The organism is Reichenbachiella sp., from assembly GCF_965233835.1.
Lineage (GTDB): Bacteria > Bacteroidota > Bacteroidia > Cytophagales > Cyclobacteriaceae > Reichenbachiella.
On the sequence record NZ_OZ247585.1, the window covers coordinates 4224854 to 4251059 of the forward strand.

The 26206-nt window shown below is 39.8% G+C and carries 26 protein-coding genes; 2 read left to right on the top strand and 24 right to left on the bottom strand.

Annotated features, from left to right (window positions below):
* Window positions 1-5 precede the first annotated feature (5 nt).
* The 19 genes from ACO6S2_RS17900 to ACO6S2_RS17990 form a co-directional block, all read right to left on the bottom strand.
* On the bottom strand, window positions 6-770 hold the full coding sequence (locus tag ACO6S2_RS17900) for a cell division protein FtsQ/DivIB (protein WP_422359934.1): 765 nt from the start codon (window positions 768-770) through the stop codon (window positions 6-8).
* Entirely contained in the window at window positions 767-2149 is a 1383-nt protein-coding gene (gene murC, locus ACO6S2_RS17905; RefSeq protein WP_422359935.1) for a UDP-N-acetylmuramate--L-alanine ligase, read from the bottom strand. Before murC ends, ACO6S2_RS17900 begins: the two co-directional genes overlap by 4 nt.
* Complete coding sequence (murG, locus tag ACO6S2_RS17910; RefSeq protein ID WP_422359936.1) at window positions 2146-3255, bottom strand: undecaprenyldiphospho-muramoylpentapeptide beta-N-acetylglucosaminyltransferase; 1110 nt, start codon at window positions 3253-3255, stop codon at window positions 2146-2148. The genes murC and murG overlap by 4 nt, the downstream gene beginning before the upstream one ends.
* Entirely contained in the window at window positions 3256-4419 is a 1164-nt protein-coding gene (locus ACO6S2_RS17915; RefSeq protein ID WP_422359937.1) for an FtsW/RodA/SpoVE family cell cycle protein, read from the bottom strand.
* Window positions 4416-5792, bottom strand: a complete 1377-nt coding sequence (gene murD, locus ACO6S2_RS17920) for a UDP-N-acetylmuramoyl-L-alanine--D-glutamate ligase (RefSeq protein ID WP_422359938.1) — start codon at window positions 5790-5792, stop codon at window positions 4416-4418. The genes ACO6S2_RS17915 and murD overlap by 4 nt, the downstream gene beginning before the upstream one ends.
* Window positions 5793-7007, bottom strand: a complete 1215-nt coding sequence (gene mraY / locus ACO6S2_RS17925) for a phospho-N-acetylmuramoyl-pentapeptide-transferase (RefSeq protein ID WP_422359939.1) — start codon at window positions 7005-7007, stop codon at window positions 5793-5795. It abuts the gene before it with no gap.
* A gap of 3 nt (window positions 7008-7010) precedes the next feature.
* Window positions 7011-8477 carry a UDP-N-acetylmuramoyl-L-alanyl-D-glutamate--2,6-diaminopimelate ligase gene (locus ACO6S2_RS17930; protein ID WP_422359940.1) on the bottom strand — a complete coding sequence of 489 codons (1467 nt, stop codon included), beginning with the start codon at window positions 8475-8477 and terminating at the stop codon, window positions 7011-7013.
* Window positions 8474-10570, bottom strand: coding sequence for a penicillin-binding protein (locus ACO6S2_RS17935; RefSeq protein ID WP_422359941.1), 2097 nt, complete (start codon window positions 10568-10570; stop codon window positions 8474-8476). Before ACO6S2_RS17935 ends, ACO6S2_RS17930 begins: the two co-directional genes overlap by 4 nt.
* Entirely contained in the window at window positions 10567-10938 is a 372-nt protein-coding gene (locus tag ACO6S2_RS17940) for an FtsL-like putative cell division protein (RefSeq protein ID WP_318170794.1), read from the bottom strand. Before ACO6S2_RS17940 ends, ACO6S2_RS17935 begins: the two co-directional genes overlap by 4 nt.
* A gap of 2 nt (window positions 10939-10940) precedes the next feature.
* Window positions 10941-11849, bottom strand: a complete 909-nt coding sequence (rsmH, locus tag ACO6S2_RS17945) for a 16S rRNA (cytosine(1402)-N(4))-methyltransferase RsmH (protein WP_422359942.1) — start codon at window positions 11847-11849, stop codon at window positions 10941-10943.
* Window positions 11846-12289, bottom strand: a complete 444-nt coding sequence (gene mraZ / locus ACO6S2_RS17950; protein ID WP_318170792.1) for a division/cell wall cluster transcriptional repressor MraZ — start codon at window positions 12287-12289, stop codon at window positions 11846-11848. The genes rsmH and mraZ overlap by 4 nt, the downstream gene beginning before the upstream one ends.
* A gap of 211 nt (window positions 12290-12500) precedes the next feature.
* Window positions 12501-13772: a PDZ domain-containing protein gene (locus tag ACO6S2_RS17955; protein WP_422359943.1), complete on the bottom strand. Its 1272-nt coding sequence runs from the start codon at window positions 13770-13772 to the stop codon at window positions 12501-12503.
* A gap of 80 nt (window positions 13773-13852) precedes the next feature.
* Window positions 13853-14197: a hypothetical protein gene (locus tag ACO6S2_RS17960; RefSeq protein WP_422359944.1), complete on the bottom strand. Its 345-nt coding sequence runs from the start codon at window positions 14195-14197 to the stop codon at window positions 13853-13855.
* Window positions 14198-14258: 61 nt separating this feature from the next.
* Complete coding sequence (locus tag ACO6S2_RS17965; RefSeq protein ID WP_422359945.1) at window positions 14259-14678, bottom strand: hypothetical protein; 420 nt, start codon at window positions 14676-14678, stop codon at window positions 14259-14261.
* A 303-nt stretch (window positions 14679-14981) separates the two neighbouring features.
* A complete protein-coding gene (locus tag ACO6S2_RS17970) occupies window positions 14982-15722 on the bottom strand; it encodes a GIN domain-containing protein (protein ID WP_422359946.1) in 741 nt (246 codons plus the stop codon).
* A 267-nt stretch (window positions 15723-15989) separates the two neighbouring features.
* A complete protein-coding gene (locus tag ACO6S2_RS17975) occupies window positions 15990-16328 on the bottom strand; it encodes a GIY-YIG nuclease family protein (protein ID WP_422359947.1) in 339 nt (112 codons plus the stop codon).
* A gap of 201 nt (window positions 16329-16529) precedes the next feature.
* Window positions 16530-17351 (bottom strand): hypothetical protein, encoded by an 822-nt coding sequence (locus ACO6S2_RS17980; RefSeq protein WP_422359948.1) that lies wholly within the window; start codon window positions 17349-17351, stop codon window positions 16530-16532.
* A 183-nt stretch (window positions 17352-17534) separates the two neighbouring features.
* Complete coding sequence (locus tag ACO6S2_RS17985) at window positions 17535-18173, bottom strand: hypothetical protein (RefSeq protein WP_422359949.1); 639 nt, start codon at window positions 18171-18173, stop codon at window positions 17535-17537.
* A 200-nt stretch (window positions 18174-18373) separates the two neighbouring features.
* Window positions 18374-18733 (bottom strand): DUF2200 domain-containing protein, encoded by a 360-nt coding sequence (locus ACO6S2_RS17990; protein ID WP_422359950.1) that lies wholly within the window; start codon window positions 18731-18733, stop codon window positions 18374-18376.
* Window positions 18734-18865: 132 nt separating this feature from the next.
* Between ACO6S2_RS17990 and ACO6S2_RS17995 the strand changes: the two genes are divergently transcribed.
* Both ACO6S2_RS17995 and ACO6S2_RS18000 read left to right on the top strand, forming a co-directional pair.
* Window positions 18866-19042 (top strand): hypothetical protein, encoded by a 177-nt coding sequence (locus tag ACO6S2_RS17995; RefSeq protein ID WP_422359951.1) that lies wholly within the window; start codon window positions 18866-18868, stop codon window positions 19040-19042.
* 227 nt (window positions 19043-19269) lie between these two features.
* A complete protein-coding gene (locus ACO6S2_RS18000) occupies window positions 19270-21210 on the top strand; it encodes a tetratricopeptide repeat protein (RefSeq protein WP_422359952.1) in 1941 nt (646 codons plus the stop codon).
* A 66-nt stretch (window positions 21211-21276) separates the two neighbouring features.
* Here the strand turns inward: ACO6S2_RS18000 and ACO6S2_RS18005 are convergent, their stop codons facing one another.
* The 5 genes from ACO6S2_RS18005 to ACO6S2_RS18025 form a co-directional block, all read right to left on the bottom strand.
* Complete coding sequence (locus tag ACO6S2_RS18005) at window positions 21277-22212, bottom strand: mechanosensitive ion channel family protein (RefSeq protein WP_422359953.1); 936 nt, start codon at window positions 22210-22212, stop codon at window positions 21277-21279.
* Between the two features lie 102 nt (window positions 22213-22314).
* Window positions 22315-22575 (bottom strand): YtxH domain-containing protein, encoded by a 261-nt coding sequence (locus ACO6S2_RS18010; RefSeq protein WP_422359954.1) that lies wholly within the window; start codon window positions 22573-22575, stop codon window positions 22315-22317.
* Between the two features lie 69 nt (window positions 22576-22644).
* A complete protein-coding gene (locus tag ACO6S2_RS18015) occupies window positions 22645-23160 on the bottom strand; it encodes a Dps family protein (RefSeq protein ID WP_422359955.1) in 516 nt (171 codons plus the stop codon).
* 134 nt (window positions 23161-23294) lie between these two features.
* Complete coding sequence (locus tag ACO6S2_RS18020; protein ID WP_422359956.1) at window positions 23295-24746, bottom strand: ATP-binding protein; 1452 nt, start codon at window positions 24744-24746, stop codon at window positions 23295-23297.
* 70 nt (window positions 24747-24816) lie between these two features.
* Complete coding sequence (locus tag ACO6S2_RS18025; RefSeq protein WP_422359957.1) at window positions 24817-26205, bottom strand: sigma-54-dependent transcriptional regulator; 1389 nt, start codon at window positions 26203-26205, stop codon at window positions 24817-24819.
* Window position 26206 lies beyond the last annotated feature (1 nt).

A 26206-nucleotide genomic window follows, 5' to 3' on the forward strand; every position in this document is an offset into this window, starting at 1 on the left:
ATTTATCATTTACAGACGATTTGATTCTTGAATTTGAGGTTGACCGATGCATAAGTATTCCAGCCTTTGTAAGGCAGGATTTGCTTATAAAAGGTCATTAGTTTTCTAAATTTCTTTTCGATGTCTTCTGGTTTACCGAAGATGATTTCTTGCTTGGTTACTTGGGGTTCTAACACCACTTCTTGATTCTTTTCCACTCGAATAGCGGCGATCTGAGCGCTCCAAAACTCATCCTGACTGATGTATTTAAGCAATTCAAATATTTCTAGTCCTTGCTGAGAGTTTTTGACATTCCCTTCATTGATCCAATTGTCTTTGGCCAAATGCATCAAAACAACACGTGCGGTATAATGTTCAGACTCAGGTAAAATATCGCCTTCCACACCAATGTAATAATCAGGTCCATTGTTAACTATCACTCTGGCAATCGGACGATTCTGAGTAACCTCAATAGACATGTTACCTTCAAGGTCAATATAGGCTTGTGCATCATTCACAAACTGATGTGATTCGATTCTGTTTTCAAGCTCCTTAAGATTAAGGCTTCCAAAATCACTACTGAGTAAATAATCTTTGCCTCGATCATTAATCAAACTCAATACATCTTCCTGATTGATGAAATAGTTTTCAAACTGATTGTCAATCAGAATATGTACGTCATTGATATAGCGATCATTTTGACGAGAATTGGTAAACCCAATAATGATAGCCAAGCCGAAAAGCACCAAGCTGATCTTAAACGTTTTCCATATGTGAATCAACCACTTCATTTCTTTTCTAATAGGTGTTTAATGGGTGAGACCAACGTATCAATGTTTCCAGCACCCACAGTTAATAAAACCTCAGGTGCATTTTCTTCGAAATGAGCCAAGACATCGTCTTTAACATATCTAGCTACCTTATTCAAAGTCATTTTTTCTTTTATTATATCAGAAGAAACTCCATCGATTGGAAGCTCTCTGGCTGGGTAGATATCTAACAAAATCACTTCATCTGCCATGGATAGGCTCTCCGCGAAACCATCAACAAAATCTCGGGTTCTTGTGAACAAGTGTGGTTGAAAAAGAGCAGTGATTTTTTTGTTCGGATATAGTGCCTTTACAGACTCAAGTAGCGCTTTAATCTCTTCAGGGTGATGTGCATAATCATCGATAAAGACTAAATCTTCAGTATTGATGATATACTCAAATCTTCTCTTAACACCTCTGTAAGAATTGATACCTGACAAGAGCGCCTCATCATTTTTTATCGTGCTACTAACAGAGGCAAGCGCCGCTACCGCATTGGACACGTTATGATATCCAGGCATGGCCAGCTCAAAACCCTGAATACTTCTTTCATCACTTTTGTAAGTGAAATTGAATTTAGCATCAGCTACTATTAGTTGTTCGGCGGTAATGTCTCCACCTTGTAATCCATAAGTTTCAACCCCAATGTTTCCATTGGGATTGAGTTCCAATTCGTGTGCTACCTTTTCCTCAATAAATAGCTTTCCATTGGCTTTAATGTTTTTAATGAAATCATTGAATGAATCTTTCAATGAATCTTTTGACCCATAAATATCTAAATGATCGGCATCCGTAGCCGTGATAATAGCCACATCCGGATGCAAAGTGAGAAATGAACGATCGAACTCATCCGCCTCAACCACCATCACGTCATTATTCGTTCCTATTAAAAGGTTGGAATCGTAGTTGGTCATGATACCTCCGACGAAGGCTGAACAATCCACTCCGGCCGATTTAAGCAAATGTGCAATCATAGACGAAGTGGTCGTTTTGCCGTGAGTACCTGCCACGGCTATTGTAAATTTGGATTCCGTGAGCATACCCAAAACTTGAGATCTTTTATACAGTTCATATCCATTTTCAATGAAATACTGATATTCACCCAAATCCTTTGGTACAGCTGGTGTGTAGATGATTAGCGCCCCGTCCTTTTCATTCTTCACCTTTTCAGGGATGAGATCGATATTGTCTTCAAAATGAATGGCAATACCCTCATCAATAAGCTTTTCAGTCAATACTGTCGAAGTCTTGTCATAACCCGTTACGGAATAACCGTTGGAATAGAACCATCTCGCCATGGCGCTCATACCGATCCCTCCAATTCCAATGAAATAGACGCTATGTATATGTTCTAGCTTCATTGGATGATGGTGATAATTTCGTGAGCAATATCTTTTGCTGCATTAGGCTTAGCCATTTCCTTAATATTGGCACTCAACACCTTTTGCTGCTCTTCGTTACTAAGCAGCTTCAGTGTTTCATCAATCAGATGTTCGCTAGCATCTTCATCATGAATCATTTCGGCCGCTTCTCGGCTTACCAATGCCAATGCATTTTTTGTTTGGTGATCTTCTGCTACGTTAGGTGAGGGTACAAAAAGTACTGGTTTGCCTACCAAGCAAAGTTCAGATATCGATAAGGCACCAGCTCTGGAAATGACTACATCGGCGGCGCCATAGGCACGATCCATTTCTTTTATAAAAGGAACAACTCTTAGTTTTTCCGAATCGATATGAGCTGTTCGCTCCTTCATTTCCTGGTAATAAAACTTACCCGTTTGCCAGAGCACCTGAACATCTTCAGCCAAAAGTTTCTCCACACCTTCTGCAAGGGTATTGTTAATGGTTCGAGCACCAAGGCTACCTCCTATTATGAGTACTGTTTTCTTATCACTTCTAAAACCGAAATGTGACAGTCCTTCTAATCGTACTTGATCAGCATTCATGATATCTGTACGAACCGGATTACCAGTCTCTATAATTTTTTTCTTATCAAAGAAACGTTCCATTTCAGGATAAGCCACACATATTTTGTTAGCCTTGCCAGCCAAGAGTTTATTTGTAATTCCAGGATAGGAGTTCTGTTCCTGAATCAAGGTTGGTATCCCTTTCTTATTAGCCGCAAAAAGAAGTGGGCCACTAGCATATCCTCCTACTCCAATAACTACATCTGGCTTGAATTTTCTAAGTAAATCAAAAGACTTCCATACGCTAGAAAGTACTTTAAACGGAAAAGATAAATTGCTCAAAGAAAGGCTTCTTTGCAATCCGCTGATCCATAGCCCAACAATATCATATCCGGCTTCAGGCACCTTCTCCATCTCCATACGGCCTTTGGCTCCTACGAAAAGAATTTCTGTATCCTCATGAATTTCCTTAAAAGCATGGGCAATCGCAATGGCCGGATAGATATGCCCTCCGGTTCCTCCTCCACTGATCATCAAGCGATATGTTTTTTGCTCCTTCATTTATGCTATTGCCGCTTCTGAATCTTTTCTATATTCGTTGGCATTTGATGTACCAATCTCTTCTATTTCACCCCTACTTACACTCAGAATAATTCCTATCGCCACGCCCACAAATAGCTGAGAGGTGCCCCCCATACTCACCAATGGCAAGGTCAATCCTGTAATTGGTACTAACCCTACGGCTACGGCCATATTGACCATGGCCTGCATGACCAACGCAAAACTGAGTCCTGCTGAGAGCAACCCTCCGTAAGTCCGCTCACTGGTAGCTACAACTCGCGTGCCTCGATAGAGCAGGGCGAGATATAGAAACAGAACTACCACACCACCTACTAAACCATATTCCTCGATGATAATAGCATAGATAAAATCTGAATATGGATGCGGTAAAAAGTTCTTTTGTTGGCTTTTGCCAGGAGCAAATCGGACGGTTCCCCCATTCGCAATGGCAATAAAGGACTGCTCAGCCTGGAATGGAATGTCATCATCTGACATGAATGATTCAATCCTACTAATAGCCGTACCTGCTCGCTGACCAATGGCTAAAGCGGCTGCACCTGCAATAGCCCCTACTAAAACCAACATGGCCAAATATTTAACAGGCACTCGACCAATAAACATAACAACCATACAGGTCACAAAAATCAAAGCCGCACTAGAGAGGTTCGTCATGGCGATCAATCCACAGATCAATCCAATCCACAACAACATAGGAATCAATGATTCTTTTATGTTATCAATGTTTTCTTGTCGTTTCGCTAGCATCGAAGCGAGTGTAACGATCAGGGCAAAATTGGCCAAATCAGATGGCTGAAAAGCCTGGTTGATAAACGGAACGGTAATCCAACGAGAAGCTTCGTTGATATTCATCCCAAATTTCCATGTAATGAAAAGTAAAGGCACGGAAATGTAAAGTGCAAGCTTAGACAGCTTAGCATAGTATCTATAGTCAATTTTGTGTGCCACCCACATCGCCAGCCAGCTAAGCAATACCAATGAAGTGTGCTTAAATAAATAATGTTCCGTATTGCCCTCCATTTGATTGTAGGCCAAAGTGCCGGTAGCACTATATACTACCAATATGCTGAGTGCAGACAAAGCAATTACTATGAACCAAATCACTGGATCTCCATGTAGGTTTCTATGTGTCCAATCTCTGATCATGCCTTTACTACCTCCTTCTTTTTTTTCAACTTCAATACTTCTTCTCTGAATGCATCACCACGATGCTCATAGCTATTGAATAAGTCGAAGCTGGCACAAGCTGGTGACAGTAGCACCACTTCTCCTGGCTGAGCCAACTCATTCGCTCTGGCAACTGCCACTTCAGCACTTTTAACTTCTACTACAATGGTGACGTCGTTTTTAAACTCGTCTATTAGATGCTTGTTATCAGTACCTAAGCAGATCAAAGTATTTACTTTGTTTTTAACCAAAGTTTTGATTTGAGCATAGTCGTTGCCCTTATTTACTCCACCGGCGATCCAAATCACTGGTTTTGTCATGGCATCTAGTGCATAATAGACTGCATCTACGTTAGTAGCCTTTGAATCATTGATATATGGGATATCCTCTACATAGCCGATCAATTCCATTCTATGTGGTGCATTTTGGAATGTCGACAACCCTTTCATAATATCCCCGAAAGCTACTTCGAGTTGTATCGCTGCCAGAATAGCAGCCATCTGGTTGTATTGATTGTGTCGACCCAAGAGCGGCAAGTCCTCGACAGGCACAATTTGAATTAGTTTTTCGCAATCGAAAATCAAATAGCCTTCGAGGAAATATGCTCCGTTACTGGTTTTTGATCTAGTGGTGATTTGAATTTTGTCGCAGGACAAATCATCTCGATTCACCCTTTTGGTAATCATTTCATCATCAGCATTGAAAATGAAATGACTGCCCTTTTTCATGTTTTTTACTAGTCTCCATTTGGCATCTGCATACAAGTCCATATCATGGTCATAGCGATCCAAATGATCAGGAGTAATATTCAAGATTACGGCTATATCTGGATTAAAATCAACCACTCCGTCCAACTGGAAACTGCTTAGCTCCAATACGATCACTTCTGGGTTTTCATCAACAAGCAAGTCTGAAAAACTATTGCCTACATTACCAGCGCTTGCTACATTCAATCCTGCTTCATTCAAGATGTGTGTGGTTAATAAAGTGGTCGTGGTCTTACCATTCGAGCCTGTAATTCCTATGATTTTGGCGTCAGTATATCTACTTGCAAATTCAATTTCTGAGATAATTGACTTACCTGCTTTTTTTAGTTCTACAATGATTGTAGCAGAATCAGGTATGCCTGGACTTTTGATGATTTCATCATATCTCAGCAATTCGTCTAAAGTATGTGCTCCTTCTTCAAAACTCGCACCCATAGATTCGATCAATCGCTGCTTGTGCACAGGAATGGTTTTCGAATCTGAAAGAAATGCTTTCAAACCATGTTTCGTGGCTAGACGCAAGGCTCCCATGCCGCTTTCGCCGCTGCCTAATATTGCTACGCTATGGTTTTTATTTGCTTTCAATTATCTCAATTTCAAAGTCACCAATGTGAGAATAGCCAACAGAATCCCTGTGGTCCAGAATCGAGTGACGATCTTAGTCTCATGAACACCTTTTTTCTGATAATGATGGTGCAATGGAGACATCAAGAATACTCTTCTGCCTTCTCCATATTTCTTTTTTGTGTATTTGAAATAGCTTACCTGAATGATCACAGATAAATTTTCAATTACGAAGATTCCGCACAGGACAGGAATCAATAATTCTTTTCTAACTACTAAAGCCAATACCGCAATCACTCCACCAATGGATAGGCTTCCTGTATCTCCCATAAAAACCTGAGCCGGATAAGAGTTGTACCAAAGAAACCCGATACATGCACCAACAAATGCTGTACAGAAAATCACTAACTCTCCTGAACCAGGTATGTACATGATATTGAGGTATTCGGCGAAAATTAGGTTACCCGATACGTAGGCTAGAATCGCTAGTGTAATTCCTATAATGGCTGAGGTTCCAGCCGCCAGCCCATCCAATCCATCAGTGATATTAGCTCCGTTGGAAACAGAGGTTACAATGAATATGACCGCGATGATATACAAGATATTTGTGTAGTCCTCCAAGAAGTCCGGCAACAACCATTTGTAATTGAATTCATTGTTTTTGACAAAAGGGATAGTGGTTATGGTGCTCTTAACGTCCTCAAAATCTTGTGATTCAATAACTGCCGTTTCAATGGTTTGATCTGAGCTATTGAAATCCCGAACTACGATGTCCTGATGAGAAACCATTACAACACCTACAATCAACCCAATTCCTATTTGTCCAACGATTTTGAACTTCCCAGAAAGTCCTTCTTTGTTCTTCTTTTTGATTTTCAGGTAATCATCCAAAAACCCAATTAACCCCATCCAAATCGTGGTTACCAATAAGAGAATGACATATATATTGTCCAATTTGGCTACCAACAAGGTCGGAATCACAATGGCGCTAATGATGATAATTCCACCCATGGTCGGGGTGCCTTTTTTTTCCATTTGCCCTTCCAGACCTAAATCTCTAATAGACTCTCCCATTTGCTGCTTTTGAAGCAACTTGATAAAGTGCTTTCCAAAGAAAATGGTAATCAGAAGTGACAGCGCAATACCAACACCCGCACGGAAGGAAATGTATTGGAATACACCTGCTCCAGCGAGATTAAATTGTTGATCTAGATATTCAAATAAGTAATACAGCATCGCTTAACTTCTAAATAGTTCTAACATTTCCTTCAAGATCTTGCGATCATCGAACGGTAATTTTTTTCCTTTTATTTCCTGATAATCTTCGTGTCCTTTTCCTGCTACCAAAATGATATCGTGGTCATTGGCTATAGAACATGCCGTTTTAATAGCCTCCTTTCTATCAGGTATCACCAATGTTTTCTTCACGAATGACTTCCCTACTCCTTTCATCATATCATCAAGGATGTCTTTTGACTCTTCATCTCTTGGATTGTCATCTGTGAATATTACCTTATCACTCCATTTTACAGCAATAGAGGACATTACTGGTCTTTTATCTTTGTCACGGTTACCGCCACAGCCCACCACGGTAATCACTTGCTCGTTTCCGGATCTGAAACCATCAATGGTCTGCAAAACATTCTCTAGAGCATCTGGTGTATGGGCATAATCCACCAAAGCAATGATGTCCGAACCAGCTTGCACCACTTCGAAACGGCCTGGAGCGGGTTCTAAACCAGAAAGCATCATCAGTACTTCCTCTCGATCCTCATGAAGCAATTCTGCCACAGCATAAGCCGCCAAGAGGTTGTAAGCATTAAATTTTCCTATCAATCTGAACCAAACACTTTGACCATTGATGTCCAATTCCAGTCCCTGATAGCTGTTGGTCACGACCTTGGCTTTATAATCAGTCATGAATTTCAAACCAAAAGAGTAATTCGTGGCTTTTGTGTTTTGCAGCATGATTTGCCCACGTTTGTCGTCAAGATTGACTAAGGCAAAAGCAGAAGCAGGTAATTCATCAAAAAGCCTCTTCTTAGAATTGATATAGTTTTCAAAAGTGGTGTGATAGTCGAGGTGATCATGACTGATGTTCATGAAAACTGCACCATCAAAAGCGAGTCCTGCAATTCGGTTTTGATCAATGGCGTGAGAGCTCACTTCCATGAAAGCGAACTGACACTTCTCTTTAACCATTTTAGCCAAAAGCTCATTCAAACTCAGTGCATCTGGAGTAGTATGGCTGGACGGGATGATTTTGTCATTGATCACATTTTCGACCGTAGACAACATACCAGCATGATAGCCCAATGATCTAAAAAGCTTATACAGCAGGGTTACCGTCGTTGTTTTTCCATTGGTACCAGTCACTCCCACCAACTTCAATTTATCAGAAGGATTGCCATGGTAATTGGAAGCAATAATCCCTAGTGCATGACTAGAGCTTTTTGTGGCCACAAAAGTCACCTCCTGAAAAGACTCAGATGGCATCTCCTCACAAACTACCGCAGCTGCACCACTCTTTATGGCTTTATCAATATATTCATGACCATCTACTTGCGTGCCTTTGACCGCCACAAACAAATTGCCTTTTTTGACCTTTCGCGAATCAAACTGCACACCGGTGACTTCCAACCCCATGTCACCAGCGACTGAAGTCAAATTCACTTTGTACAATATGTCTTTTAAGAGCATTTTCATCCTAGGGTTAGGTTTATTTCGTTCGCACTGTTGGTATTAGCTCCTGGCACAACAGATTGCTGCGTCACTCGTCCACTACCCGAATAAGTCACCTTTAATTTTTTATTTTCCAAGAGATACAGCGCATCTCTCAAAGTCATGCCACGTACATCTGGCACTACAGATTCTTTGGTATCCAGTTTGGACCAATCAATAGAATTGTTGTTGATTCTGGCTTTTACCCAATCTGACTCTTCCGTCAAATGATTGGAAATTCCTATTTCATTACAGATCAACGACAGATCTTCGTGCTCGCCAGCTCGGATCACAGGAAATATGCCTTCAACTACCTCTTGTCCTTCGAATGGATCATTCAACTCCATATCCAATGCGTAGATTTTATCAGCGATTTCCTTGAATACTGGTGCCGAAACATCACTACCGTAGATTCTGTATTTCTTAGGGTTATCGATCACCACTATACAGCTGTATTTTGGATTGTTCGCTGGAAAATAGCCAGCAAATGAGGTATAATACTTATTGATATATCGACCATTTTTAACATGCTTGGCTGTTCCAGTCTTACCGGCAATTTGATAATAAGAATCATTGATATTTTGAGCAGTACCTCGCTCCACTACGCCCTCCAACATTTCTCTCACCTTATTCAAAGTGATTTGAGAACAGATTTTTTTGTTGATCACTCGAGTCTCAAAAGTCTCGATGATTTTGTCAGCAGACATCACATGCTTCACCAAAATCGGCTGGATCATTTTGCCATTATTCGCTACAGCATTGTACAAGGCCAGTGTGTGCAGCGGCGTCATCGTCAACTCATAACCGTGCGACATCCAAGGAAGTGAAATTCCACTCCATGTAGAGTCCGATGGACTTTTGATATAAGGCTTGCCTTCTCCTATCAATTGAAAACCGAGTGGTTTGGTCAACCCCATGCTGGTGAGGTAGTTGATATAGGATTGTGGTTTGTCTCCAAACTCATCTACAATTAATTTGGCTGTTCCGATGTTGGAAGATTTCTCAAATACCTGCTGTACGGTAAGCGTACCATATCCTCCAGGCTTATGATCCTTCATGACCTGATCATAAAATTGCATCTTGCCATCTCCTGTGTAAACTGAATCATTAAGTCCAACACTAGACTCTTCAAACAAGGCAATCATACTTGCCAACTTAAAAGTAGATCCTGGCTCTCTCGACCCCTGGCTTCCCACAGCGTAGTTGTAGTTTTCATAATAACCGCCTCCATTTCGTTTACTTAAATTTGAAATGGCTTTGATTTCACCAGTCTCCACTTCCATTACCACCACACAGCCATAATCCGCATCGTTGTGCGTTAAAGCCTTGAGCAGCGCAGATTCAGCCACGTCTTGCAAATCCACATTGATCGTAGATACAATGTCCAGCCCATTCTGAGGTTTTACTTCTGTCCCATCGTAAACCGGCTTCCACGTACCGCCTGATATCTTTTGATACAATGCTTTACCATTGCGTCCCATCAGGTCTTTGTTGAAACTATACTCTAATCCAACCACACCTCTGTCATCTTCATTGATCGTTCCAATGGTGCGATAGCCTAAATAAGAAAAAGGTCGAAACCTCTTGTCCACCTTTTCAAATATTACCCCGCCTTTCATTCGCCCTTCTTCGAAGATGGGCCATTGGGACATCTGTTTTTTGGTTTGATAATTAATCTCCTTCCTATTCAGCGCCAGATATCTTCTTCCTGACTGCCTGGCATCTATGATTCGGCGTTTATAGTCGGTGGCCGAGTAGTCTCGAAACTGCCTGGCCAGTCGCTGTGACAACTCATCTATACCACTATTAAATATGCGATCATTGGCCAAGGACGGATCAAAGGCTACCTTATAAAAGGGTAACGAGGTCGCCAACAAACTACCGTTGTCAGAATAAATATTGCCACGCGTGGCCTTCACATTTCTGTATTGCAGGCCAATACTCTCCGCTTTCTTTTTCCACTTGCCGCCATCCAGATTTTGGATTTCCACTATTTTATAAATAATAGCAACGGAAAAAAGTAGCGCTACCAAATAGGCTACTCGAACTCTGAGCAATATGTTTGACTTATGGCTCATTCCTGATGTTCGACTATTTTAAATGGAGGCTCGATGCTTTCCTTCAAACCAAGGGTCATGGCCTTCTTAGCCACTTCAGATTGCTTGCTGGTGTACATATAATCTGCCTTGAGCGTAGTGTAATCAGCTCTAAGGTCTTCTACAGCCACTCGAAGTTTGGCTGCTTTTCTAATATTCTTTTCTGCGTAATGAAGATTGCCAATGTAGATAATACAAAGCACCGTACTGAATAGAAACGGCATCAAAAACTGCACAGGAAGTCCTTTGTCGAAGAATTTTTCGACGTTGATGAGGTTTTCAAGAAGAGAAAAAAAGCTCCTCCGACTTCCGCCGGCGCCCTGGGAGTGTTTGTAGGTGTTAGATGCCATGGTCAGATTTTTTCTGCTATTCTCAATTTTGCACTTCGTGCACGGTTGTTTTCATTTATTTCATTATCACTTGCCGTTACTGGTTTTCTGGTGATTGCTTGAAATGGTTTATCTACATTTCCATACAAATCCTTTTCTAGCTCACCATAAATCTTTCCTTTGTTTATAAAATTTTTAACCGGCCTGTCTTCCAACGAGTGGTACGACATGATCACCAGTCTTCCTTTTTCATTCAATACTTCTGCACTTTGCTCCAGCATCTCTTCCAATGCTTTCATCTCTTCATTCACCTCTATCCTGATGCCCTGAAAAACTTGGGCAAAGTATCTGTTCTCTTTTCTTCGAGGCGCAAATTTTCTTAATACCTCTAGCAACTGCTCAATAGTCTCAAAAGGAGCCAAGTGCCTTTCCGAGCACAGGGCTGAGGCTAATGTCTTAGCATTTCGCACCTCTCCATACTGACCCAAAATCCTATGCAACTCACGTTCTTCGTAAGTATTTAGAATTTCAGCGGCAGACACACCTTGCTTCTGATTCATGCGCATATCCAAAGGGCCGTCGAATCTTGTAGAGAATCCTCTCTCTGCGGTGTTGATCTGATGAGATGAAACACCTAAATCTCCCAAGATGCCGTCGACCTTCTTCACGCCATGCAGACGCAAGTATTTTTTCAGGTTTCTGAAATTGGTTTGAACAAATGTGAAAGAACGATTGTCTATAGCCTCAGCATTCAATCTGGCCTCATCGTCCTGATCAAATGCGTACAACTTCCCTTTCTCGCCTAAGTGCTTTAGAATTTCTTTGGAGTGACCACCACCACCAAAAGTGATATCCACATAGATGCCGTCCGCTTTGATCGCCAACCCTTCAATACATTCTCTCAGCATTACGGGGTTGTGATATTCACTCATTCATCTAAAAATTTCTTGGCCAAATCCGAATATTCCTCATTGTCCTCAATCAAGTATTCTTCATACAAGCCAGGACTCCATATCTCTATCGTATTGCCTGCTCCTACTACCATCACGTTCTTTTCCAGTTTGGCATGATCTATCCAGCCTTTAGGTATCAAAAAACGGCCGGCACTGTCCAATTCGACCGGGGCGACACTACGAAAAAAGTTTCTTTTCAATTTTCTCTGGGCGGCATCAAAATCACTCAATGAAGCAAACTTGTTGTGTATTTTCTTGTACTCCAGCATGGTGTACAAGACCAAGTTGGGATCAAATCCCTTCATGACAACGAGCTCATTGCCAGACACTTCGGGCAGATTGGCTTTAATCTTTGCAGGTAAAACCAATCTACCCTTAGCATCTAACTTACACTCATATTCGCTTGTAAAAAAAGCCATAGAGTTATAGAAAAATATAAACCACCGATACAAACTTAATCAAGTTTTGGAATAATTCACCACTTTTCTCCACTTTTTACCACAAGATGGAAAAAAATGAATTTTTATGGGTAATTCAACCAAAAAAGCTCATAAAAAAACCACCCGATGGGGGTGGTTGTCATGTACTAGTTTTTTTGTGCTGGTATTCTCGTTTTGTGAGACAGCTACTTTAAAGAATCATCAATATATCACTCATAATTGTGACGCCCATGAGTGCAGCTATGATATACCATCCAGCTCTTTGAATGTTTTTGAACCTTTTATATGCTATTTTGTTTTTTGTTAATACCTCCCAAAAGACTGGAAAACTTTTCAGTGCGGCTGCCTTAGGAAATGGTAACAAATCCCAAAAAGCAACCAAAGCCATTAACAATGCAGAAATTCTAAAAAAACCAGAGGTACTGTTACTATACAAATTTGACAGCCGAATTGGGCCATTGACTTTTTTGCTTTCTAGCTCTTCTGCTCCAAATAATCTACTTAATCCTTTAATATTTAAAAAAATCAATGAAAAGGGTTTTGCCGTTCCTTCTTTTAATGCAGCCGCCATACCCTTTCTAGATTGTTGATATTCAATGAGAGATTTAGGAACAAACCCTACCGTGCCTTCGGACGAGACTTCAACAATTAAGGAATCTATACCTCCATTCCTATCGAAGTTGAACTTTACTTTCTCCTCGCGATAATTCCCCAGCACCTCTTTGATTTCCTCTAGACAACTTACTTCATTTCCTGCTATATGAGTAATCCTATCTCCAACTTGCAAGCCTGCCTGACCAGCCGGAGCATTGGGCAAGATATATTTTAGTTCAATAGGTGCATTGGGATAAAGCCGAAATTCAGCCCCTTCATTTTCACTGAAATCTAAGTTGACCTGAATATTCACCGAGTCTTGATCTCTCAGTAATAGATAAGATGGGTTTTCAAACAAAACTTTAGGGGCAAGCAATTCTTCATATCTGAACTCCGTTTCCTCATTAAGCGATAAGATTTTATCACCTTTTTCAAATCCGAAACTCCTAGCCAATGGAGAAGGATAAATTCCGTATTTATTGATCTCATCTTTAGCAATAAAATGATCTATCTCATGATAGGCTAGCACAGTAAATATTACCATAGATACGACCAAGATACCAATGGTCCCACTAAAAGTTACAAACAATCGCTTGAACCAAGGAGCCTCATACTCCCACTCGTACCTTATTCGCTTTTTGGCACCATTCTCATAGCTATAAAACTTGGCCACCCAGGGCAATGGAATAAATAGTCCCAGATAAATTGTCAAATTCTTAACCCTAAATTTTATGGCTTCATGCTCCCCATAACCAAGGAATATTTGGTTTTCATGAATTCCAAGCCATAGCGAAGCAAAGAATTTACAAGACAGATAAATCGTATTGATAAATAAGACCCCAGCAATCGGGTAAAAAATTTCTTCCATTAAATAAAATCTACAGATTCAACTTAAAATTGTATCTATCAAAGTGCAGCAAACGATTCGTTTTTTAAGGCAACAAGAAGTTATATCGAATCGTCCAACAACGCTTTACAAATGATGAGTAACATAGCTCCGGCTGCTGGATAAAATAGAGCTAGCAAGGTTACAATCCAGCCAAGTCGAAACCTCTTCATGTCTAAAAATATAATAATTGCAATTGCTGAGTTGATCAAAATATTTGTAAGGGCAATGATCATTTCGAAATATTGTTGATTCTGGATTTGGTTTTGAATTTCAGGATTCAATATATCCCAAAGCTTAGAAGCTATGAAACCAATCAGAAATTGACTAAAAACTGCATATACAATCAAAATGACTCCATATTTGAGTATGACTTTTTTTAGTTCTTCTCTATTACTTGTTTCCATATCATGCAATCTAGGTCATAAGACATTACTCTGATTTCTATTTATTCGTTTTGTGAGACTATTATTCTGACTTGTTCATCTTGAAAATAGCCCAAACGCAAAAAACTCCTAAACATCCTGCTATAAATTCGTACGCATAGAAAATGTATGGTCTAGGAACCATTTGAACACATAATTTCCGATACAAATCGCTTTTGACTCCATTGGTGAAATAATTTGTATGTAATTGAAGGAAGTCATGAATTTCAGAATGAATCGCATTGTGTGTCTGGAAAGAAAAAATGACGGTGGTAAGCAACACGCCATAAATAACTCCAAAAACCAAAGCTAGTGACCTCCTTACTTTTAATTCCAATTTGATAGAGCCAATTAGAGCGAGTATTCCAAGTACCAAAGTGAACATTATTGAAATCATCGCAAGTTCTTCAGATCCATGTTGTTTGTGATATGCTAAAAGCGTGTTGAAATCTATCTTTTCCATATTCATTTCATTCGTTTCATGAGGCAATTATTATCTGTTAGTCAATTCTAAATGTTAGGATTTTGAAATCAAACCATTTTTTTAGATTTCAAATGGGCATCTTCTGTAAATTCAAGAAGTAAGAGATCGATATCATCTCTTAAATATCTCACATATTTTATTATTCCATTTGGGTATGTGCCAATTTGATATTTAAACTCAGAGCCTATATAGTTGGTGACATTTTTTCTTAAGGGCTACACTTTCTAATGCTTATACCATTCTTCATTGGATCCAAAGACCAACTTACCTTCTCGAATGATGTCAATCCTCAGCCTTCTCCACAATACCAGAGCTGGTAGCATTCACTTTCAATTTTGGATCTCCTTTGTAAATCACTTTTCCCTCACTCACCACGTTGGCCACGAGCAAATCTGAAACTGAAACCTCAGCTCGGCCACTTCCATGTGCTTGTGCTGTCAGAGACTTACACTGCAAACCAAAGCCCTTGTATACGCCCGAAGAATTTGCATTTACCTTGAGAGACTCTGCTTTGCCTGTGATATCCAACCTTCCTTTTCCCGATACAGTTGCCTTTAAATCAGTGGCTTCAATAGCCAATTGCGCTTTTGCCGACCTACCAATGGCCACGACGGCAGATTGGGTTTTGGCAGTCATATCGAGCTTGCCACCTGTGGTAACGACCAATTTCAGACGATTGGCGGTAGAAACATCCTTCACACTAAGCGTGGCCTTGTTGCTGACGTTAATTCCTGAAATAGCACTCGCTGCATAAATTTTAGCACTTACGGACACACCTTCCAGTTTTTTGGTGTTTTTAAAGGTCAAAAGCAGCTGACCATCCACAATTTCAGAGGTGACTTTATCTTCCTTAGTTCCGCTGACGGTCAGCACTACTTTGTTTGAGGTGCCTTTCAATAATTCTGCCTGGATGCCATAGTCAACAGACACGGCTTTAAAATCTTCTAATGATCTCTCCTGAGCCAATAATGATGCACTGCAAGAGATGATGATAATGGCTGATAATACGATGATGTTTTTCATAAATAATAGTGGTTGATGTAAATAATTTTCTTGGCTAACGACAATACAATCTAAATATTATACAATATTTCAGCTCATAGGTATACCAAACAGATGCCACAAATAAAACACACACTTAATCGTGCCTAATCTAGGTTCCTATGTAATGAAGTAGAGTAGTGATGGAATAGGGTATGTAGTTTTGCTCTAATAGCCGTTCCTGGGCTTTGTTAGAGACAGTTAATTTAAGGTTCGTGGAGTCACGAACCTGGACTTAGTCTGTATTATTTAATTAAACCAGACGGCATACCTCTTCCTACGCAATTCCAAAGCCAACTTTTTCTCCATCTTTAGCGCTTCGGCTCTGGTTGTCATGGGAGCAATATGATTGTATAAATTCGGACGAAGGTAGGCTCCATATTTCTGAACAATATTTGACGATAGTTTATGCCCCTTCTTGCTTAAGGTTCCTTTTTTATGTTGCTCAAACCGTTGCTTTGGGTCTTTGCTGGTCATGCCCACATATAAGCATTCTAGTACACCGTTGAACTGTGGGTTTGCCTCACGAAAGCGAGCGCTTTCGGTAAAAACACGCTTAGACAATTCTATTACGTAAACTTTGTACATCAATATTTTTCCATCTGTTCTAGACTAATAATTAGTCCTCATATTGTTATCTGGTGGAAAGGTATTCTATAAAATGTCTTAAAACTCTGCCATTTAAGTCTTACTTGAAGGATTGAAAAAAACAAGTCTTCAGACTTAGATTTATATAGTGTTTTAGTGCCCTTGCGGGACAGCCAAGAATATAGCTAACGAAACTTTAAATTATTCATGTAAGTCTACTTTTTCCTGTCGTGTCCAATATATGTTTTCACTCAAGTTTCCAACAAGGTTAAAATATGTGCTTCCATATTTCATTTCAGTCGTGGGCTTAAGCTCATGTTTCGAATAAACAATTGTATAGTAACCAAATTCATCATGATAATAGTCTGCATAGATTTGGCCATTATAATTTTCTATTTTATGACCAAACTTATTAATTAAAGCTAAAAAACGAGTAAACTCAGCTGCATCCATATTTAAATAATAAGCAACTGTCTCTGGTATCTGATTTGCTTGTACCCCATTTAAATTATAAATCCACCTCTTGATATAGGGATGATGATCAAAACCAGCCTTGATCAATTTTCCATCAATAATTTTATCATGATTAGCCATTCTCTTGGTGCCATATCCTCCATTGAATCCTATATTAAAAACTTTACCAGAAACCTTAGATGTATCCACAGATGGGTGCTGGATTCTCAAATCATATTTACCAGACCATTTGTAATATTCCGCGCTAATAAATTTATCTGAAATTTGTTCTATTTGATGAAATAATGGGGCTAGGTATTTTAATTCTTTGATGTATAGTTCACGAAAATTCTCTTCTTCAAATTTTTCCTTTCTATAGTTATCATAGGGTTCTTGTAGATAAAAAGTCCAAATAAGGCATAGTCCTATTGTTGTAAAAAAAACATTTCTTATTAGTCGATAGATTTTCGATTTATAAAATGGCTTGTATGTATGCTTTTCATAAGATATTGGAACCTCATTGGACTTCGGAAGGTTGGATTTTGGAAATTCAGGTTTCTGACCATACACCTTTTTTAAAATTTTGAATGCTTTTTTTGGTTTTCTGGTGTAATTCTCTTTCCTCATTCCAAAACCCATGTATCCCATACTTTTATATTTTAGTTTCTGTCAAATAAAAAATGTTCTTTATCAATTCTTCTGAGCATTTACCTCCCTCAAAATTTTCTCCATTTCGTGCATCGGACCAGTTCATCAGCTATTTGCAGGGCTTTCACGAAGCTTTCTACTTACATGCCCCCATGGAAATAATAGTTCGTATGTATCCATCCAAATCCAAGTCCAATCTGGCTCGTTAACTGTTCCTTCAATACCCTTAACGCTTATTATTGAAGCAATTTTGATGTTTTCTTCTTGAAACCCTTTAGAAATAAGTAATTGCTTCAATCCCTGTATGGTTGAACCAAAATGAGTATAAACAACAATAATGAGTACTTTCTCATCCTTATGATTAAGAATAGTTTTTGGAACTAAGTACTTCCACTTTGAAGAAACATATTGATAATTCAACTTATTTTCTTTATCTGAAATTTTGGTATCTAAAGAATACTCTACAGTTGATATAAGGTCTGGTTTCTCTTTGAGTTCAAGTTGTAAAATTCCAGCAATTATGTTTGTAGCACCTGGAGGGCCAATAGTTATTTTAGGAATGAACTGAGATTTCCTCAACCATTTTATCAATTGCAAAGTGCCGTTGTAAATGTGTTCCCATGTAAAAAGTTGCTGTCGAGATTGTTTCTCCTTAATTCTTTTTTTCTCACTTCTAATAGCCCAAATAGATGATACCATTGTAAGCAAAACCCCTACTATTCCAATTATTATTCCTGAATCCATTTCTTCCATTTTTACCTAAGACTAATCTAAGTTCTTTTTCAGTTCATCTATAAAAAAAGTTCTTCGAATAGAACCTCACTAGTTTATTCCTCGGAGTCATGAGCGTTATCATTAAGGTCTTTAAAAGACTTATTGGATCATAAGGTTAACATAATTACTCCTCCCTAGGAGCTTGCCTCTATAATTTTTTGGTTTGCAATTTATATGGAAACCTCCCTCAAAATTTTCTCCATCCTCTTACCTCTTGCCAGCTCGTCGATGAGTTTGTCGAGGTAGCGGACTTCCTGCATCAATGGCTCTTCGATGTCTTCTACACGGATGCCACAGACTACACCTTTGATTAGTTTTCGATTGGGATGGAGTTTTGGCGCTTCAGCGAAAAAGGTTTCGAAATTGATTTTCTCCTCTATCACTTCTTTCAGGCCCTGCTGATCATAACCAGTGAGCCAGTAGATGATTTCGTCCACTTCAGCCTTGGTCCGTCCTTTTTTCTCTGCTTTGGCCACGTAGTGCGGATAGACACCAGCAAAGCTCATGGTATAGATTCGATGTTTGGTCATTTTATTTGGGATTTTCGAACGAACTTAAACTTAACCATGATTTGGCAGCTAAACAATTACCTAAGCCCAATCCATAGCCATTGATAGGACAAATCGTTAATCACAAGTACTCATTCTTTACTAATTTAAAGCATGAAAAAATCAGACAAAATATTTTTGACAGCTGCTTTCGTGTCCTTTCTACTATCAGTTACGCTATGGTTCAATGGACAATCAGAAGCAGGAATCTTTGTAGGGCTCTGGGTACCCTCCATCATCTGCAGTGCCAATTATATCAAGCTCATTGGAAAAAACCCTGACCGATCATGATCATCACTGGGGAATTTATATTTATTGTGGGCGTGGTGGTCTTTAGCTTGTTCGTGTATGCGGCCAATGTAGAACTGAATAATAAAGAGGACAAGTGATCAGGAGAATTGCACCTTAAGACGACGTACTAGCACAATTCGCAGTAGTTTTCAGAAAAACCAGCTTATTGTTTTTTCTGCTAATGAATCTTTAGGAATTTACAAGGACTAACTAATACCTATTTGTTCATGAAGAAATTTTTGGCGCATATTCTAATTGCCCTTTGGTGCATTGGATACTCTCATGCCGAACAAGTAGACTCCTTAAAAGTCAGGCTTCAAAATAGTTCTTCAGACACAGCTCGGGTAAAACTGCTGGCCAAATTAGGCTTCGAATATGCATTCATTCATTTAGACTCCTCCAGACTGTATTGCGAACGTGCGGTGCAACTTGCCGATGAGATCAATTTTAGCCGAGGTAAAGCAGATGCGCTTAATAATCTAGCTATTTCATACGACATTGAGGGCAATCATGAGGTGGCCATTACCTACTTCCTGATGGCATTGGATATTTACAATGCCTTGGAAGCCAAAGATGGGCAGGCAAGGATATACAACAACTGCGGCATGGTCTATCAGAGCCTAGGAGATACTGCCAAATCGCTTGAATTTCATAAGCGCTCACTTCAAATTGAAAGAGAGCTGGGAGACTCTCTGGGCATCGCCTACTCCATGACGCAGGTGGCTGCTTTGCATCTGCTAATGAAGGATTATGAACATGCTCTTCCACTCTATTTATCCGCGCTGAGTATACTTCAATCTGAAAATGACATACAAGGGCTGGCCTATGCGCATTGGGGATTGGGAGAATTGTATATGGAGACAGGCCAATCTAATTTGGCCTACAGTCATGCCAAAGAGGCTTTTTCGTTTTTCGAAAACGAAGAAAATATGAAAGGTATGTCTGAGACTTCGCTGATCATTGGCAAAACCTATTTAAATGATAATCAATTAGCAGAATCTGAAAAATACCTACTCAAATCCCTATCTCTCAGTCAAGAATTAGGCACTCAAAATGTCACTCTGGAGTGTCTTCTGAACCTGGCTGAATTGTACAAGTCTTTAAACCACTACGAGGAAGCCCTTAGCTATCACGAAGCATACTCAGTCCTGAAAGACCAAATTCGAAAAAGGGAAATGACCAGCAACATCAAAGAAATAGAATCAAAATACAACTTTGAGCGACAGCAACAAGAAATAGCGCTTTTAAACAAGGAAAGTGCTCATCAAACGACCATTAGGAATATCATTATTGGTGTGCTCATTGTGATCGCCATGCTACTGTTATGGTTGTATTGGGCTTACTTGTCCAAAGCGAAAACCATGGAAGTTTTAGCTGATAAAAACGAGGAAATAATGCGCAAGAATGAGATCATCGAAAGAGAGAAGCAAAACGCTCTGATTGCCGCAAAAGCAAAGGCCGACTTTTTATCCGTGATGAGTCATGAAATTCGCACCCCAATGAATGTAGTGCTTGGTTCCATTCACATATTGCTTGAAGACAAACCCAAACAGAACCAGATTGAGACACTCAATATGCTCAAGTTTTCTGCAGAAAACCTGCTCACTCTGCTCAATGATATCCTTGATTTGAATAAACTGGAATCGGGAAAATTGGAATTGGAGTCCGCTCCGTTTGATATCAATATGCTCGTTAGAGGTATTCAAGATGGATTTGGTGAAGAGGCTAAGAAAAAAGGAATTGAACTGAAAATGGACGTAGATAAGGATATTCCGGAGCAACTAATAGGCGACCCCGGCAGACTGTCTCAGGTCTTGAACAACCTACTCAGCAATAGCATCAAATTCACCGAGTCCGGTTATGTTCAACTAAAGGTTGAAGCACTAAAAAAAGGCAGGAAAAAAATCAATTTGAGATTTGTTGTCGAAGACACTGGTATTGGTATTGAGCCTGAGAAACAAAGCGTAATTTTCGACAAATTTATTCAAGCCGATTCAGAAACCACCCGAAAACATAGTGGCACTGGTCTGGGCTTGTCTATTACTAAACACATCTTGAAGCTTTTTGGAAGTGAAATCAAATTGAAAAGCACACCCGGTAAAGGGTCTAAGTTTTCTTTCAAATTGAAGTTTGAAAAGGACTTCATCACTGAAGACAGCTATTCCTGAACTACTTATTTAAAAACCCCAACCTTTCTCAGATCAGGGTTCAATGTTCACCACTTCTATAATAATTTAATTCTCTTGAAGTTCTTTGGAGTTGCCATTTTTTGTCATGCTGCCTGTATTCAAGGCCATTTCTGACAAGGTTCTTCCACCCTTTATTCCAAAATCCATCGTTCGGATTGGAAATGGGATAGTGATGTCATTTTCGTCAAAGGCTTTCTTTACGGCCATGATTGCATCACTTTGCGCCTTGAGAAACCCAGGCTCATTCAGATAGTGCACCCAGATCATGAGTTTGAAATTGATGGAGCTGTCTCCGAATGAAGTGTAGTGAAGTGCTACTTCTTTGTTGGGCAGCAGATAAGGCAACTCTGATACTGCATTGATAGCCACTTCTTTTACTTTTTCTAAGTCATCCGCATAAGAAACACCCACCTCCAGGTCGATTCTGCGATCTGATGTTTTGGTATAGTTAGTTACTGGCGATTGAAAGACGTCTTTATTGGGGATAATCACATGCAAGCCTTGAAAGGTTCTGAGCATGGTCACTCGTAGATCTATCTTTTCTACCGTCCCCATGAAAGATTTCGTCTCGATAATGTCACCCAATTGAATAGGTTTTCTAAATGCAATCAGAACGCCTGAAATGAAATTCGCAGCAATATCCTGAAAGGCAAAACCGAGTGCCAAACCAATGATACCGGCACCAGCTAATAGTGAAGTGACCGTTTGCTGCAAGTGCAACACATTGAGCGCTACGATCAGTCCTACCCCAAGTGCTAGCAAGTACACAATAGTGGAGAACAAACTGTTGATGGCTTCTTTCGCAGAAAACCTTCGCATCAGCCTACTTACTCCCATTTTCAACATCCTAGCCACCAAATAAGAAACGACCAATACAAAAACTGCTACAACCATATTAGGCAACAAGGCCGTCAGAGCCTCGAGCCAGCTGGATAACTTTTCACTTAAAATTTCTATTGCTTTGTTCAAATTGAATTCCATTGTAATGAGGGTTTAGTAAACTAAAAAAGAAATTGTAGCAAGCATAGGCTGGCAGCCCTCGGGGCACTTCCGGCCTAACCTCACTACATAGTATTCTTCGGTTTACATGGTAGCTTTTTCAGCCACTCTGTCCAGTACTTCTTTGCCCTGGGCAGTTTTTTCTTTGATTGTTTTGTTCAAAATACTCTTTGCTTCAGCCAATTTTTCAGTGGCTGCTTTTTCCAAAGCATCTTTGTATTCTTTTGATTCATCTACCAACTTCTCTCTTGATTCTTTTCCGCTTCTTGGTGCAGTCAAATACCCTGCTGCCAAACCTGCTCCTGCTCCTACTACAAATGATGCTATAAATTTTAACGCTTTCATATTTATCTATTTTTAGTGAGTAGCCTCAAAACCTTTGAGGCATTTAAATTAAGTTTCTTGACAATTGGATTATCCCTGATGGGCAAAGGCGGTGAGCATCCAGTGATCTTTCTCCACTTGCTTTACATAGCCTTTCATCATTTCTTCTGTACCGCTATCACCATTTTCTATGGCCATTTCGATAGTGGCAAATAAGTGCTCCAATAGGATATGATAATCTTTAATGATTTCCCTAACCATTTCCAGACCGGTGAGATCTGTGCCCGACTCTTTGATGTCGGAAGTCTCGAGAAATTCTCTCAGGGTACTTAAAGGCATTTGCCCAAATATTCTAATCCTTTCAGCAATTTCGTCTATCACGGCACTCGCTGTTTTGTACTGCACTTCAAATTTCTCATGAATATCGAAGAAGTCTCCTCCTCTTACATTCCAATGAAAATTTCTCAGCTTCTGATAGTGTACAGCGTAGTTAGCCAATAGTTTGTTCATTACATCTACTAGCTCTGCCGTTTCGAGCTTCGAATAGCCTAATGAGGCATATGATTTCTTTTTCGGTTTTTGAATTTCTAATATATTGTTATCCATAATTTCTGATTTTATTGATTTACCAGAATAATTGCGAATAACGTACCAAGCCCCTAAAACGCTCTATTGAGCCATTTTGCTCCAAAAACTGGGGATTTCAGAAGAGTTGAATAAAAAATTGGGAAATATTTTCCTCAGTCTACAGGAAAGCTAATGATGAAAGTCGTGCCTATTCCGACCTCACTTTCGGCCTGAATGTTTCCCTTGTGACTTCTTACAATATTTTGAACGGTAGTAAGCCCCAATCCTGTTCCTTCTGTTTTGCCAGTAAAGAAAGGTTCAAACAGTTTACTCATGTCTTCCTTGTTCAGCCCTTTGCCATTGTCTTGTACTTTCACGATGATGCGATCGCCTTCGAGTGCAGAAGAAACAGCCAACTCACCTTGATCAGGCTTCATGGCTTCTATGGCATTGATAAAAAGGTTGAGCAAGGCAATGTTCATTTGATCTGCATCTAATGCAATATCAGGTAAATCTTCTTGTAGACTTTCATGAAGCGCCATGTTCTGCAGGTTGAGGCGATCCCTAACCAGAGCAATGGATTGATTGACCACGCCATTTATGGGCTGCTTCACCAATTTCAAATCTTTGGGTTTTGAAGAATTTAGCAAATCAGTGATCAGCTGTCCAATCCGGTCAGAGTTTCTTTTGATAATAGAAAAATAAAGATCTGCATCTTCTATTTCCTCAGTGACTTCATCTCGTAGTTGTTCTAACGCAAGTGTCAGATTGGTCAGTGGATTCCGGACTTCATGCGCTATGGTTCTGGCAATTTTACCAGTCATGGATAGCTTTTCTGCTTGCACCAGTTCCTTGTCTGCCATTCTTCTTTTGGTCATATCTCGGATAACACCAAGATAGCTTTTCTTCCTACTTTCTGGATCGATAAGCAATACACAGTTAACAATGCATATCTTTTTGTTTCCTTCTGCATCGTGCATTTCGAGTTCGTACTCTTCGAGCCGCTTGTCGTTGGTTAGCGTTTTTTTGAAACCATCATACGCCTTAGGGTCTAATATGAGATCTTTTAAGGTAAGTTCAAGTAAATCTTCTGACTCGTATTTGAATAGCTGCACCAGCGAACTATTGACGTCCAGAAAACGAAACTGGCCATCGGTTTGAAATATGGCGTCTATAGACTCTTCGAACAGCTTTTGATACTTTTTTTCCCTGGCCTCTACTTCTAGAATCGCTTCTTTGAGATCTGATACATCTTGAAAAGTAACCGTTACCCCATCTCCCATTTTCACAATGGCTATTTTATACCATTTTTCGGTGTTATTGCCGGAGTAGTGTTGTTCCAAGGTCTTGAGCTCACCAGACTCCACCACATGCTTATAGCTTTCAAACAATCCATCCGTCTCATTGTGCGGCAATACATCCAACAGTCTATGATCAAGCAATTGTTTGGAATCGAATCCGAGAATTTCCTCAGCAACATCATTGACAAACTGCCATTCGAAGTTGATGATCTCGTCATTCTTCCTCACTGCCTTGAGTGTCATGATACCATTGAAGGCGCTATCAAGAATACTTTTGAGTAATCCTTCAACAGCGCCTTCATTCAATCCTTCGATTTGTTTCAATGCTTTTTAGTTAGATGTCAGTGAAGAGTTATTTCACTTTTGAAGTAATTTAAAAATAGTTGGTCAAACCTTAGGCTTCAATGCCATAGGCCCTCATTTTATTGTAAAGGGTCTTCCTATCCACTCCTAGTAGTTCGGCCGTTTTGCTTTTGTTTCTGTTTGTTTTCTCCAGTACAAGCAGAATGGCTTGCTTTTCTGCCTGTTCGGCCACAGCTTTCAGACTTGATGGAATACCACCATTGAACACCATATCCATGTCTTCACCTTCCACTCGTGGTGTTAGTATCTCTTGTGGCAAGCATTCCGCCTGGATCTTATCTGTAGTAGAAAGTAACACACCACGTTTAATTACATTTTTTAACTCACGCAAATTTCCAGGCCAACTATAGGTTCTGAATATTTGTATAACATCTGAAGTGAATCCTTTGACCTCTTTATTCAATTGCTGATTGGCTAAGGTCAAAAAGTGTTGAGCAAATACTTCTATATCGTCTGGCCGCTCTCTTAGCGCCGATAGTTCTATCTTAAATTCATTCAATCTGAAATAAATGTCTTCCCTAAATTCACCAGACTTTACCTTTTCCCTAAGGTTTTCATTAGTTGCGACCAAGACACGAACATCTACACTCTTCTCTTCCGAACCACCCACTTTTCTCACAACACGCTCTTGTAGCACTCGCAAAAGGTTAAGCTGATTTTCGTAACTCAGATTACCTATTTCATCGAGGAACAATGTACCGCCATTAGCTCTTTCGAAGCAGCCCTTTTTGTCTTGTACTGCTCCAGTAAACGCCCCTTTCACGTGCCCAAAGAGTTCGCTAGCCGCCAATTCCATAGGTAAAGCCCCACAGTCCACAGCCACGAATGGTTTCTGTTCTCTATGACTTCTTTCATGAATTGCTCGTGCTACATACTCTTTTCCAGTACCAGTTTCTCCTTCTATCACTACAGACATATCCGTGGTAGCGATCAAATCAATATGCTTGATCACAGCCTTGGCCTGATGGCTGGTACCAGATATGTAATCAGCTGGTGATGCTACAGTTTTAGTAGGTTTGTTGGGCTCAACTTGTCTGTCAGCCCTAGGCTCCTGTTCCACCTTTACACTCAAGGCTTGTTCTACGGTCACCAAAATTTCATCAGGATAGAGCGGCTTAGTCACATAGTCATAGGCACCTTTTTTGAGGGCGTCTACCGCCACTCGAACATCCGAATATCCCGTAATGATGATGACTTGAATATCAGAGTTGATGATCTTGATTTTCTGCAAGATTTCAAGCCCTGTGTAGTCTGGTAATTTGAAATCACAGATTACTAAATCTACCTCATTGGTCTTCAGCCATTTGATTGCCTCTTCTCCATTGGGTTGGCTATAGACTTCGTAACCTTTCTTTTTAAAATACTTTTTGAGCAAAAGGCAAATATCTGGCTCATCATCGACTATGAGAATCTTTTTCATA